11 protein-coding genes are annotated in these 13608 nt (G+C 63.2%); 6 read left to right on the top strand and 5 right to left on the bottom strand.

Going from position 1 to position 13608, the window contains the following annotated elements:
* The first annotated feature begins 15 nt into the window (after window positions 1-15).
* A complete protein-coding gene (gene thrC, locus P9239_RS11710) occupies window positions 16-1461 on the top strand; it encodes a threonine synthase (protein WP_309750907.1) in 1446 nt (481 codons plus the stop codon).
* 203 nt (window positions 1462-1664) lie between these two features.
* A complete protein-coding gene (locus P9239_RS11705; protein WP_309750905.1) occupies window positions 1665-3257 on the top strand; it encodes an ABC-F family ATPase in 1593 nt (530 codons plus the stop codon).
* A gap of 214 nt (window positions 3258-3471) precedes the next feature.
* Here the strand turns inward: P9239_RS11705 and P9239_RS11700 are convergent, their stop codons facing one another.
* The 3 genes from P9239_RS11700 to P9239_RS11690 all read right to left on the bottom strand — a co-directional run bounded on the left by P9239_RS11700 (window position 3472) and on the right by P9239_RS11690 (window position 6438).
* Complete coding sequence (locus P9239_RS11700; protein WP_309750903.1) at window positions 3472-3675, bottom strand: DUF1289 domain-containing protein; 204 nt, start codon at window positions 3673-3675, stop codon at window positions 3472-3474.
* A 23-nt stretch (window positions 3676-3698) separates the two neighbouring features.
* Complete coding sequence (locus P9239_RS11695; protein WP_309750901.1) at window positions 3699-4979, bottom strand: phospholipase A; 1281 nt, start codon at window positions 4977-4979, stop codon at window positions 3699-3701.
* Between the two features lie 127 nt (window positions 4980-5106).
* Entirely contained in the window at window positions 5107-6438 is a 1332-nt protein-coding gene (locus P9239_RS11690) for an Nramp family divalent metal transporter (RefSeq protein WP_309750899.1), read from the bottom strand.
* A 532-nt stretch (window positions 6439-6970) separates the two neighbouring features.
* Here P9239_RS11690 and P9239_RS11685 point away from each other — a divergent pair.
* The 4 genes from P9239_RS11685 to P9239_RS11670 all read left to right on the top strand — a co-directional run bounded on the left by P9239_RS11685 (window position 6971) and on the right by P9239_RS11670 (window position 11090).
* Window positions 6971-8074: a polyamine ABC transporter substrate-binding protein gene (locus P9239_RS11685; RefSeq protein ID WP_309750897.1), complete on the top strand. Its 1104-nt coding sequence runs from the start codon at window positions 6971-6973 to the stop codon at window positions 8072-8074.
* Window positions 8075-8194: 120 nt separating this feature from the next.
* Entirely contained in the window at window positions 8195-9367 is a 1173-nt protein-coding gene (locus P9239_RS11680) for a polyamine ABC transporter ATP-binding protein (protein ID WP_309750895.1), read from the top strand.
* Window positions 9364-10272: an ABC transporter permease subunit gene (locus P9239_RS11675; RefSeq protein WP_309750894.1), complete on the top strand. Its 909-nt coding sequence runs from the start codon at window positions 9364-9366 to the stop codon at window positions 10270-10272. The genes P9239_RS11680 and P9239_RS11675 overlap by 4 nt, the downstream gene beginning before the upstream one ends.
* A complete protein-coding gene (locus P9239_RS11670) occupies window positions 10272-11090 on the top strand; it encodes an ABC transporter permease subunit (RefSeq protein ID WP_309754014.1) in 819 nt (272 codons plus the stop codon). The genes P9239_RS11675 and P9239_RS11670 overlap by 1 nt, the downstream gene beginning before the upstream one ends.
* Before the next feature lie 50 nt (window positions 11091-11140).
* Here the strand turns inward: P9239_RS11670 and P9239_RS11665 are convergent, their stop codons facing one another.
* Complete coding sequence (locus tag P9239_RS11665; RefSeq protein WP_309750892.1) at window positions 11141-12145, bottom strand: threonine/serine dehydratase; 1005 nt, start codon at window positions 12143-12145, stop codon at window positions 11141-11143.
* 27 nt (window positions 12146-12172) lie between these two features.
* Window positions 12173-13405, bottom strand: a complete 1233-nt coding sequence (gene argE / locus P9239_RS11660) for an acetylornithine deacetylase (protein WP_309750890.1) — start codon at window positions 13403-13405, stop codon at window positions 12173-12175.
* Between the last annotated feature and the right edge of the window lie 203 nt (window positions 13406-13608).

The following is a 13608-nucleotide window of genomic DNA, read 5'->3' as shown; positions in this document are numbered from 1 at the left end:
GCGCAGGAAAGCGACATGAACTACATTTCGACGCGCGGCGCTGGCACCGGCGAGCGCCACACGTTTTCCGACATCCTGCTCGGCGGGCTCGCGAAGGACGGCGGCCTGTATCTGCCGGCGGAGTATCCGCGCGTATCGGCCGATGAACTCGCGCGCTGGCGCACGCTGTCGTACGCGGATCTCGCGTTCGAAGTGCTGTCGAAATTCAGCGACGACATTCCCGCCGACGACCTGCGCTCGCTCACGCGCAAGACGTACACGGCGCAGGTCTACAGCAACGTGCGTCACGAGGAAAGCGCGTCCCAGATCACGCCGCTCAAGACGCTCGGCGTGGAAAACGGCGCGCCGCTTTCGTTGCTGGAGCTGTCGAACGGTCCGACGCTCGCGTTCAAGGACATGGCGATGCAACTGCTCGGCAATCTGTTCGAGTACGCATTGGCCAAGCACGGCGAGGAACTGAACATCCTCGGCGCGACGTCGGGCGATACCGGCAGCGCCGCCGAATACGCGATGCGCGGCAAGACCGGCGTGCGTGTCTTCATGCTGTCGCCGCACAAGAAAATGAGCGCGTTCCAGACCGCGCAGATGTTCTCGCTGCAAGATCCGAACATCTTCAATCTGGCGGTAGAAGGCAATTTCGACCACTGCCAGGACATCGTGAAAGCCGTATCGAACGATCACGCCTTCAAGGCGAAGCACAAGATCGGCACGGTCAATTCGATCAACTGGGCGCGCGTCGTGGCGCAGGTCGTCTACTACTTCAAGGGCTATTTTGCCGCGACGAAGAGCAATGACGAGCGCGTGTCCTTCACCGTGCCGTCCGGCAACTTCGGCAATGTGTGCGCGGGGCACATCGCGCGCATGATGGGCCTGCCGATCGATCAGCTCGTCGTCGCGACGAACGAAAACGACGTGCTCGACGAGTTCTTCCGGACCGGCGTGTACCGCGTGCGCGGGGCGGCGGAGACGTATCACACGACGTCGCCGAGCATGGACATTTCGAAGGCGTCGAACTTCGAGCGTTTCGTGTACGACCTGCTCGGTCGCGATCCGGCGCGCGTCGTGCAGCTTTTCCGCGATGTCGAAGAGCAGGGCGGCTTCGATCTCGCGGCGAGTGGCGACTTCGCGCGCGTGAAGCAGTTCGGCTTCGTGTCGGGCAAGAGCGGCCACGACGACCGCGTGCGGACCATTCGCGATGTCTTCGAGCGTTACGACACGATGATCGACACGCACACGGCGGACGGCGTGAAGGTCGCCCGCGAGAATCTCAAGCCCGGCGTGCCGATGATCGTCCTCGAAACGGCGCAGCCGATCAAATTCGGCGAAACCATCCGCGAGGCGCTCGAACGCGAGCCCGAGCGCCCGGCGGCCTTCGTGGGACTTGAAAAACTGCCACAAAGGTTCGATATCGTTCCTGCCGATGCGGCCGTCGTGAAGGCTTATATCGCCGAGCGGACCTGAGTTTCGGGAGCCACACGACGCGCGGGGGCGCGGCCTGAACGGGGGCCGCGCCCCCGCGGCGCTTTCGGCGCGCGCATCGCGGGCATTTTTGCCGGTCGCCAGACCGGACAACCGCCCGGACAAAGGCGTCAGACGGCGAAAAAGCCGTCAAAAGCTGCTAAAATCTCAGGTTTTTCGCCGTACTCCATTCGAAAGGACGCGCCGTGCTGTCTACCGCCAATATCACCATGCAATTCGGGCCCAAGCCCCTCTTCGAGAACATCTCGGTCAAGTTCGGCGAAGGCAATCGCTATGGCCTGATCGGGGCGAACGGCTGCGGCAAGTCGACGTTCATGAAGATTCTGGGCGGCGATCTCGAACCCTCGTCCGGCAACGTCATGCTGGAGCCGAACGTGCGTCTCGGCAAGCTGCGTCAGGACCAGTTCGCCTACGAAGACATGCGCGTGCTCGACGTCGTCATGATGGGCCACACCGAGATGTGGGCCGCCATGACCGAGCGCGACGCGATCTACGCGAACCCGGACGCCACCGACGACGACTACATGCGCGCCGCCGAACTTGAAGCGAAGTTCGCGGAATACGACGGCTACACCGCCGAAGCACGCGCGGGCGAACTGCTGCTCGGTATCGGCATCAATATCGCCGACCACAACGGGCCGATGAGCAACATCGCGCCGGGTTGGAAGCTGCGCGTGCTGCTCGCGCAGGCGCTTTTCTCGAAGCCTGACGTGCTGCTGCTGGACGAGCCGACCAACAACCTGGACATCAACTCGATCCGTTGGCTGGAAGACGTGCTCAACCAGTACAACTCGACGATGATCATCATCTCGCACGATCGGCACTTCCTGAACCAGGTCTGCACTCACATGGCGGACATGGACTACGGCACGCTGAAGATCTGGCCGGGCAACTACGACGACTACATGCTCGCGAGCACGCAGGCCCGCGAGCGCCAGCAGGCCGCGAACGCCAAGGCGAAGGAACGCGTGGCGGACTTGCAGGATTTCGTGCGCCGCTTCTCGGCCAACAAGTCGAAGGCGCGCCAGGCCACCAGCCGCCTGAAGATGATCGACAAGATCAAGATCGAGGAATTCAAGCCGTCGTCGCGGCAGAACCCGTTCATCCGCTTCGACTTCGAGAAAAAGCTGCATAACATCGCGGTGGTGGCCGAAGGCATCACGAAGAAGTACGACCGCACCATCTTCCAGAACTTCAACTTGAGCGTGCAGCCGGGCGAACGCATTGCGATCATCGGCGAGAACGGCGCGGGCAAGACCACGCTGCTCAAGGCGCTGAAGGGCGCGCTGCAACTCGACGGCGGCACGATCAAGTGGGCGGAGAACGCGAACGTCGGCTACATGCCGCAGGACACGTACGAAGAGTTCCCGAAGGACGAGACGCTGACCGAATGGGTGGACCAATACCGTCAGGAAGGCGACGACGAACAAATGGTGCGCGGCACGCTCGGCCGTCTGCTGTTCAATGCGGACGACATCAAGAAGAACGTGAAGGTGCTGTCGGGCGGCGAAAAGGGCCGCATGATCTGGGGCAAGCTCATGCTGGGCCGCCACAACGTGCTCTTGATGGACGAGCCGACCAACCACATGGACATGGAGTCGATCGAGTCGCTGCAGATCGCGCTGGACAAGTACGAGGGCACGCTCGTTTTCGTGTCGCATGACCGCGAATTCGTGAGCGGGCTGGCGAACCGGATCATCGAAGTAAAGACGGATGGCACGCTGCGGGACTTCGGCGGGAACTACGAGGATTTCCTGGCGAGCCAGGGAATTCAGTAAGTCGGAGAGGTCAGCCGCAGAAGAGAAAAAAGCCGCGTTCGCGGCTTTTTTCGTTTGCAGGCGCCGGTTTTGTTGTGTCAGGTAACCGGCAAACCTCGCATCGGCAGCCCATCCCAGGTTTCGCCATGACGGAGGCGGATGCCGCTTTCTGGGTCCGCCCATCGCATGTTGAGCAGCGCCAGCCGCGTAATCAACTCGGCCAACCGGCCAACACTCACAGGTTGTCGTTCCGGAACCGCATTGCCGTTCCCTCGCGCGTGATCCGCTCCCAAATCGCGCGCTTCTCCTCGTCGCTCAGAAATACCCAGTTCGACACTTCGCCTGCCGTGCGGCCACACCCCTTGCAGACTTCGTCGAAAAGCGTGGAGCACACGCCGATGCAAGGGCTGTCGGGAAGGTCGTGAAGGATCGAAGACATGAACGGAATGGTCGGGGAAAGAGTCAACGGGCAATACTGTAGCCTATCCGCGCAATCCAGTGATGCCGCTGGTTGTAGTCCAGAATGTCCTCGCCGTAGCCGTTGAAATAGCTCGCGAAGACATAGCCGCCCCACGCACTGCCGATCAGTTTCGCAAGCGGATACGTCAGTTGCGACTCGACGCTGCCGTACCAGTGCTTCGTGCCCTTGCGCAGTGTCGTCGCGAGTTGCCAGCTATCCGGGCTGCCGTATTTCACGAGGAAATCCACGTAGCCGCGATAATCCGCGATATCTTCGTTGCCGCTTTTCGACAGGTAGTAGTAGAACTTCGGCGACAGCGTCAGGTGATTGCTGTTCACGTCGCCGAAATCCCACGTCGGGCGCACGAACGCGATGTTGATCGCGCGCGACTCGGCGCCGCTTCGCCCGTTCGACTCATGCCCGATGCCCGCCGCGACGCCCATGCGCGTGAAGAGCGGGCTCTTCCAGCCGGTGTCCTGCACGTAATAGAAAAGCTGCGGCTGATAGCTCGTATCGCGGAAAGGCGCGGACGGCGCGGAAAGATTCCAGATCGACGTCTGCGTGTACGCGAAATACAGGTTGTCGAGAAAGCCGCGTGAGCGCGGATCGTCGGGCAAATGCAGCCGGTACTTGAAGCTGAACTGGAACTTCGCGAGGTTGTCGCCGTTGCGTCCGTCGGCGAAGTAAATCGGCTCGAAGGTCGAGAAGCGGCCGGAGAGCATCGTGTCGTTCGTCGTGGTCGGCACGTCGGACGTGTGCGCCACGGCCGTCGCGCTGGCAAGCTGCGCCGGCGTCGCCGCTTGCGTCTCGCGCTGCTCGGCCGCGGCCACCTGCGTTTGATCCGCTCCCCGATTCAGCGTGACGAGCATCGGCGAGGCATCGAAGCCGACCGGATCGATCTTCACCGTGCCTCGAGCCGAATCGGGCCACGCCGCCGAAAATCGCACCCGCCGATATTGCCCCGGCGCGAGCCGCAGACGATCGGGCGTCTTCGGATCGCGTGCAAGCGTCAGCGGCGCGGGCGGCAGGTCGCCGTTGGTCAGGCGCACGGTGAGTTCCTTCGGCACGTCCACGGTGAGCGGCTTGTTGTCGTCGTCGGTGTAGAGCAGGGTCAGTTCGAGCGGCTGAGCCGCCGCCGCTTCGCGCGCCGGTTGCAGCACGGCAACGGTCGCGTGCGCCGCGGTGCCTAGCAGGAGACCCGACGCAAGGCAGGACCACCGCAGAGCGCGGCGGCGGGTTTCGACGTTGATGCGGATTGCAAGCGATCGCGGGCCTGAAGCCATGTAGTCGGCATCCTGTTCGGCTAAGAGGGGGAAAGGGAGCGCCGGACGGCGCGCAGACCGCGTCCGTCAAAGCGCAAGAACCTTCGATCCTAACTGGATGACGCCGATCTTGCCCGCATGGCCAGCGTCAATGGCCCGTGGCCGCCTGCCAGAGCATCGCGGCATTGAGCGCGACGATGGCGCCCGCGCAGCCCCACGACAGCGCGAGCGGCACCCGCGCGACGCGCCAGCGGCCCATCAGCCCCGCATCGGAGGCGAAACGCACGAGCGGGATCACCGCGAGCGGCAGTTGCAGGCTCAACACGACCTGCGTGGCGACGAGCAGCGCGTTCGAGCCGTGCTGACCGAAGCTCGCGACCGCCACGAGCGCGGGCCCGATCGCCAGGGCGCGCGTGAGCAGCGCACGCGCCCAGCGCGCCACTTTCAGGTTCAGGAAGCCTTCCATCACGGCCTGTCCGGCGAGCGTGCCCGTGACCGTCGCATTGAGGCCGCACGCGAGCAGCGCGGCCGCGAACGTGATGCCGGCCCAGTGACTGCCGACGAGCGGCGCGATGAGCCGATGCGCGTCGGCGAGATCGTCGACTTCGGCGTGGCCCGCCGCGTGGAAAACGGCTGCCGCCACGATCAGCAGCGACGCGTTGACGATGAACGCGATGGCGAGCGACGCAAACGTGTCGATATTCACGCCGGAGAGCGCATCGCCGATGGCTTCGTCGTCGCCCGACGGCGCGTGATCGCGCACGAGCGACGAGTGCAGGTAAAGGTTGTGCGGCATGACGGTGGCGCCGAGCACGCCGGCGGCGAGCCAGAGCATGCCGGCATCGCGCACGAGAGCGCGCGGCGGTGCGAAGCCCGCAAGCGCTTCGTGCCACGCCGGATGCGCGAGCACGAGCTGAATGACGAAGCACAAGCTCACGAACAAAATCAGCGCGGTGACGGCGCGTTGCAGGGGGCGTTTGCCGCGGCTTTGCAGCGCGAGCATCGCGAAGGTGCCGACCGCCGAGATCAGCACGCCCGCCGTCAGGGAGACGCCCAAAAGCATCTGCAATGCGACCGCGCTGCCGACCACTTCGGCGACATCGCACGCGATGATCGCGACCTCGCACGCAACCCACAGCACGAGCGTCGTGCGGCGGCTGTAGCGTTCGCGGCACAGTTGCGCGAGATCGCGCCCGGTCACGACGCCCACGCGAGAAGCGACCCACTGGAGCAACATGCCCATCAGGCTCGCGAGCAGCACCACGAAGAGCAACTGATAGCCGTAGCGTGCGCCGCTCGACAGTGCCGTCGCCCAGTTGCCCGGGTCCATGTAGCCGACGGCGACGAGCGCGCCGGCACCCGCGAACGAGTACCAGCGGCCGCGCGGCCGCCGGGGCGGCACCTCGCGCGTGTCGGGGCGGGAAGGTGCGTCGGACTTCGAGGCGGAGAGTTGGGCAAGCGCGGACGGGTTGGTGTTCATGCAGACGGTGGCCTCGGAGTGCGGTGCAACGGCGCGCTCGGGCGGCTCCCGAGGCCGCCATGGCAGCGTGCGTGACGGTTACGACGGCGACGCTTTTCCGCGACGCACGCGGGAGAGATAAGCAACGACTGTTCCGCTGACCGTTCCCCGCGGCTGGCGGTGTCCGCCGTCTCGGCACGCGCCGCTCTTCCCGGCGTTGCGAACGAGCGCCAGGTGGCGGGGAACGACTGCCATCAATATTGACATTACCGCACGCTTTCGGCCCGGCGTCCTTGCGCGCGTATGGTTTTATCAGGTGCCGCCGCAGGCGATTAGGGGCTAAAATGCGCGCACTTTTGCGGGCGGCGGCGGGCGGTGAATGTCGGCGTTCTTCCCCGTGTGCTTTGCGCGACAAGCGGCGCATTATTTTTTGTCGCACTTCGGTTTAGTGGTAGTTTTCGGGTTTTTACAGGGAGTCGCGGGTCGTTCGACCGGACAAGGCGGACCCGCGTGGCGCGATGCCATCGAGAAGTCGGAACAAGGGAGAATCGAGATGAACAAGAAACTGGCGAAGCTCGCGGGCGCGCTCGGATGCGCCGCGACGCTGTTGCCGCTCGCGGCATCGGCGAAAGACACGCAGCTCAACGTGTACAACTGGTCGGATTACATCGCCAAGGACACGATCCCGAACTTCACCAAGCAGACCGGCGTCAAGGTGAAGTACGACAACTACGACAGCGACGACACCCTGCAGGCGAAGCTCCTCACGGGCAATTCGGGCTACGACATCGTGGTGCCGACGAGCAACTACGCGGGCAAGCAGATCGCCGCGAATATCTTCTCGCCGCTCGACAAGTCGAAGCTGCAGAACCTGAAATATCTCGATCCCACGTTGATGCAACTCGTCGCGGGCGCGGACCCCGGCAACAAGTACGCGGTGCCCTGGGCGTACGGCACGACCGGGCTCGGCTATAACGTCGACAAGGCGAAGCAGATTCTCGGCGCGAACGTCGAACTCAACAACTGGGACGTTCTCTTCAAGCCGGAGAACATCTCGAAGCTGAAGGCGTGCGGCGTGTCCGTGCTGGATGCGCCCGACCAGATGTTCGCCGCCGCGCTGCATTACATCGGCAAAGACCCGATGAGCACGAACCCGGCGGACTATCGCGAAGCGCTCGCGATGCTCAAGAAGATTCGCCCGTACATCACGCAGTTCAATTCGTCGGGCTATATCAACGACATGGTCGGCGGCGACATTTGCTTCACCTACGGCTGGTCGGGCGACGTCGTGATCGCGAAGCACCGCGCCGTCGAGGCGAAGAAGCCGTTCAAGATCGACTACTACATTCCGAAGGGCGGCGCGCCGATCTGGTTCGACGTGATGGCCATTCCGAAGGACGCGAAGAACAAGGAAGCGGCGCACGAGTGGATCAACTACATCGAGACGCCGCAGGTGCATGCCGCCATCACGAACGCGGTGTACTACCCGAGCGCGAACGTCGAAGCGCGCAAGTACGTGGACAAGGACGTGGCGAACGACCCGGCGGTGTATCCGCCGCAGGACGTCATCAAGACCTTGTTCCTGCTGAAGCCGCTGCCGCCGGAGATCCAGCGTTTGCAGACGCGGCTCTGGACTGAATTTAAGTCCGGCCGCTAAGTCGAGAGAACCGGTTATTCATTGAAATGACGAAGCCCTCGGACCTCCGGGGGCTTTGTTCGTGATCCGTCCGAGTGAACGGAGACGCGAACGATAGACGCAGGAGTTGAACAGGCGATCATGAGTGAGCAGTCGAGCGCGTTGAAGGCAGCGCCACAATCGGGCCGGCCGCAGCCGGGAAGTACGGTATCGGGGCCGGGCGCGAACGACAACTTCGTGCAGGTCGTGAACGTCGTCAAGAAATTCGGCGAGACGGTGGCCGTTCGGGGCGTCGATCTGTCGGTGAAGAAGGGCGAGCTTTTCGCGCTGCTCGGCAGTTCCGGATGCGGAAAGTCGACGCTGCTGCGTATGCTCGCCGGCCTCGAATCCGTGACGGAAGGGCAGATTCTGATCGACGGCGAAGACCTCGCGAAGATGCCGCCGTATCGCCGGCCGGTCAACATGATGTTCCAGTCCTACGCGCTCTTTCCGCACATGAGCGTGGAGTCGAACGTCGCGTTCGGGCTCAAGCAGGAAGGCGTGAAGGGCGCCGAACTGAAGGACCGCGTGCAGGACGCGTTGCAACTCGTCCAGATGGCGCAGTACGCGAAGCGCAAGCCGCACCAGCTTTCCGGCGGCCAGCAGCAGCGCGTGGCGCTCGCGCGCAGTCTCGTCAAGCGTCCGAAGCTGCTTCTGCTCGACGAGCCCATGTCCGCGCTCGACAAGCAGATCCGTCAGCGCACGCAGATGGAACTCGTGAATATTCTCGATCAGGTGGGCGTCACCTGCATCATGGTCACGCACGATCAGGAAGAAGCGATGACCATGGCCAATCGCCTTGCCGTGATGAGCGAAGGGCGAATCGTGCAGCTCGGCACGCCGCACGAGGTCTACGAATATCCGAACACGCGTTTCTCGGCGCAGTTCATCGGCTCGACGAATCTCTTCGACGGCACGGTCGTCGAAGACGAGCCGGACCACATTTTCGTGGAATCGGCGGAGTTGCCGGTGCGCCTGTACGTGAGCCACGGCATCACCGGGCCGCTCGGCATGCCGGTCACCATCTCGGTGCGCCCCGAGCGCATCGCGCTCACCCGCAAGCCGCCCGAGGGCGTGTTCAACTGGGGACACGGCAAGATCAGCAACATCGCTTATATGGGCGGTTACACGCTTTATCACGTGACGCTCGACAGCGGCAAGACGGTGGTCGCGAATCTGTCGAGCCTTGCGATCGGCGAGATAGAATCGCCGACTTTCGACGACGAAGTCTACGTGCGATGGAGCGCGTCAGCGGGCGTGGTGCTGACGTCATGATGATGAACGTGCTCAAGCGTATCGGCGTGAGCGGGCGCACCGCGGTCATCGCCGGGCCATATCTGTGGCTTCTGCTGCTGTTCTTCGTGCCGTTCCTGCTGGTCGTGAAGATCAGCTTTGCGGACAGCGAACTCGGGATTCCGCCGTACACGCAACTCGTGGCGATGAAAGACGGCGTGATGAACATCGCGCTGGATTTCTCGCACTACGCGTTCCTGTTGACCGACAGTCTGTACTTCGCGACCTATATGAATTCGCTGCTGGTCGCGGCGGTCTCCACGGTGCTGTGCCTCCTGATCGGCTATCCGATGGCGTATTACATCGCGCGCTCGAATCCGGCCACGCGCAATCTGCTGATGATGGCCGTGATGCTGCCGTTCTGGACGTCCTTCCTGATTCGCGTGTATGCGTGGATCGGCATTCTCAAGAACAACGGACTCCTGAATAACTTTCTGATGTCCATCGGCCTGATTCATACGCCGATCGAGCTCTACCACACGAATATCGCCGTCTATATCGGCATGGTGTATTCGTATCTGCCGTTTCTCGTGATGCCGCTCTACGCGCATCTCGTGAAGATGGACCTGACCTTGCTCGAAGCCGCCTACGACCTGGGCGCGAAGCCGTGGAAGGCGTTCGTGCAGATCACGCTGCCGCTGTCGAAGAACGGCATCATCGCGGGATGCCTGCTCGTGTTCATTCCGGCGGTGGGCGAGTACGTGATTCCCGAACTGCTCGGCGGCGCGGATACGCTGATGATCGGCCGCGTGATGTGGAACGAGTTCTTCGATAACGCCGACTGGCCGATGGCTTCCGCCGTCACCTGTGCGATGGTCCTGCTGCTGCTCGTGCCGATGGCGCTTTTCCAGCACTTCCAGGCGAAGCAACTGGAGGACAAGCGATGATCAAGCCGAGCCGTTCACTGCAAATCACGTTTCTGGGCATCGGGTTCGCGTTTCTGTATATCCCGATCATCAGCCTCGTCGTTTACTCGTTCAACGACTCGCCGCTCGTCACCGTGTGGACCGAATTTTCGCTGAAGTGGTATCGCGCGCTCTGGTCCGATGACGAACTCATCAACGCCGCATGGCTTTCTCTGCGCATCGCGTTCCTGACGGCATGCGCGTCGGTCGTGATCGGCACGTGGGCGGGCTTCGTGCTCGCGCGCATGGGGCGCTTTCGCGGCTTCACGCTGTACACCGGCATGATCAACGCGCCGCTCGTCATTCCCGAAGTTATTCAGGGCATTTCGCTGCTGCTGCTTTTCGTCGAAATGGCGAAGCTGATCGGCTGGCCTGCGGGGCGCGGTCTGTTCACCATCTGGATCGGGCACGTGATGCTGTGCATCTCGTATGTCGCGATCATCGTGGAATCGCGCGTGCGGGAATTGAATCCGTCGCTGGAAGAAGCCGCACTCGATCTCGGCGCGACGCCGCTGCGCGTGTTCTTCTCGATCACGCTGCCGCTGATTTCGCAGGCGCTCATCGCGGGGTGGCTGCTGTCGTTCACGCTGTCCATCGACGATCTCGTGCTGTCGGCATTTCTGTCCGGACCGGGATCGACGACGCTGCCGCTCGTCGTGTTCTCGCGCGTGCGTCTGGGGCTGAATCCGGAGATGAATGCGCTGGCGACGCTCTTTATCGCGCTGGTGACGGTGGGCGTGATCGCCGCGAATGTCTTCATGCAGCGCAGTGAGCGGCGGCGGCTTGCTGCGGTGAGTTGATCTTTTTGCGCTGCGCAGCGAATGGCGGCCCCGGAAGGGCCGCTCGCTTATCAAGGCGTCGCCATGTGCGTTGCGAAAGTCGCGGCGTCGGTGTTCGTCCCGCATAGCAGCACGCCTACGCGCTTGCCTTGCAACGTCTCGCGCAACGGGCCGAGGAGGGCGGCAGTAGCCGCCGCGCACGCCGGCTCGACCGCCAGCTTCAGTTCGCTGAACAACTGCCGCATGCCGTTGCGCAATTCGCTGTCCGACACGGTCACGACCGCGTCAATATGACGTCGGCACAACTCGTAGCTGTACTGCTCGGTATGCGGCGCCATCAGTGAATCGGCGATGCTTTGCATTGCGCCCATCTTCACCGTATGGTTCGCCGAGAAGCTGCGGCTCATCGCATCCGATCCTTCCGGCTCCACGCCGTACACGTGCAGCGCGGGATTCGCGAGGCGCATCGCGGTCGAGACGCCCGCCGCCAGTCCGCCGCCACCGATCGGCACGATGACCGCATCGAGATCGGGCGCCTGCGACGTCCACTCGTAGCCGAGCGTCGCCGTGCCGAGCACCGTGCGATAGCCGTTGAACGGATGAATGAACACGCGGCCTTCCTCCGCCTCCACGCGCCGCACGACATCGAATGCTTCGGCGACGTTCTCCGCGAACACGATGTCCGCCCCGAAGCGCCGGCACAACTCGACGCGCGCCGGGTTCGCCGTCTTGATGATGACGACCTTCGCGCCGACGCCCACGCGCTGCGCCGCATAGGCGACCGCGACCGCATGATTGCCCGCCGACACGCACGTGACACCCGCCGCGCGCTCGCTCTCGGTCAGCGCGAGGATGTTGGAAAACGCGCCGCGCGCCTTGAACGTGCCGCTTGCCTGCAGCAGCTCGAACTTGAACGTGACAGGCGTGCCTTCGAGCTTCGGAAAGTCGTGCCGCTCGAAAACGGGCGTGCGCGCGACCCATGGCGCGAGCGCCATATGCTGTTCGGCGATTTCGTCGAGCGTCGGGATCGGCGTGCCGTCGATCGTATTGTCGGTAGGCTGTATGGCGCTGGACATGGCGTTGAATGCGTTTTCGATTGACGATCAGCGCGCCTGCGCGTCGACCGACATGCTGTGGATGAATTTGCCGAGGAACGCTTCGCAGGCGGCGAGCTGCTCGATCGACACGTACTCGTTCGCCTTGTGCGCCTGCTCGATATTGCCCGGCCCGCACACGATGCTCGGCACGCCCGCGAGCGCGAAAAGTCCCGCCTCGGTGCCGTAGGCGACCTTGCGCTTCTCCTGATTGCCCGTCAGCGCGCGCACGAGCTGCGTGATGGCGGCCTGCTCGGTGGCATCGAGCCCCGGCGCGGACGCGATCTTCGAGAACTCGATGGCGCCGTTCGCATGTTCCCTCTGCATCTTCGGAACGAGTGTCTCGCGCGTGTACGACTCGATGCGCGCGAAGATAGCTTCCGGGTTCATCGTCGGAAGATTGCGGAATTCGAAGTCGAAACTGCATTCGGCGGGCACGGTGTTGAGCGCGTTGCCGCCCTTGATCGTGCTTGTCTGCGCAGTGGTGAAGGGCACGTCGTACAGTTCGTCAAACGGGCCCTTCGCGCGAAATTCGTCGGCGACGTCGCGAATGAAGCAGATGAGGCGCGCGGCGTATTCGATCGCGTTCAGGCCCTTCGGCGTCAGCGACGAATGCGCCGCCGCGCCCCGCACGCAGCAGCGGAAAGCGTTGATGCCCTTATGCGCGATGATCGGGCGCATGGACGTCGGCTCCCCGACGATGCAGCCGTCCGGACGCACGCCGCGCTTCTTGAGGTCTTCGATCATGAGCGGCGCGCCTGCGCAGCCGACTTCTTCGTCATAGGAAAGCGCGAAGTGGATGGGCTTGGCGAGCTTGGTCGACTGCATGACGGGCAGCATCGCGAGCGCCGCGCCGATGAAGCCTTTCATGTCGCACGCGCCGCGGCCGTAGAGCAGGCCGTCGCGCACTTCGGGTTTGAACGGATCGCTTGTCCAGTCCTGGCCGTCGACCGGCACGACATCGGTATGACCCGACAGCACGATGCCGCCGTTCGTTTCGCCGTCGTGCGCGGGTACGGTCGCGAAGAGGTTCGCCCACTGACCGCGCGGGTCCGTCGTGATGACGGCCTCGATGCCCGACGTGCGCAGTTCGTCGCGGACGGTTTCGATCAGGCCGAGGTTGGGATGGCGGCTGACCGTATCGAAGGAAATAAGCCGTTCGATCCACGGCAGGGATTTCGGAGTGCTCTGGCTTGTTGCGGCTTCGTTTTGATGACGCGCCGGGTCAGCGACCTGTGACATTTTTTCTCTCCTGCGGGTAGGGTTTGATCATAGCGGAAAAGAATGGGGCTGGTCGGGCGGGGGAGGGGGCTTTGCCTTCGGCTGCGACGGGGCACCTGGATTCGTACAGCCTATGACGTTTCTCTTCCATCCGAGCCCGGATCACGTTCCTTGCTGCCGTGTAGACCGGAGAGATTGATAACAGGTATGTCGGGACATAGGTA

The organism is Caballeronia sp. LZ062 (assembly GCF_031450785.1).
Lineage (GTDB): Bacteria > Pseudomonadota > Gammaproteobacteria > Burkholderiales > Burkholderiaceae > Caballeronia.
The sequence above is the reverse complement of the archived record's forward strand: the minus strand, read 5'-3'. Positions and strand labels throughout refer to the sequence as shown.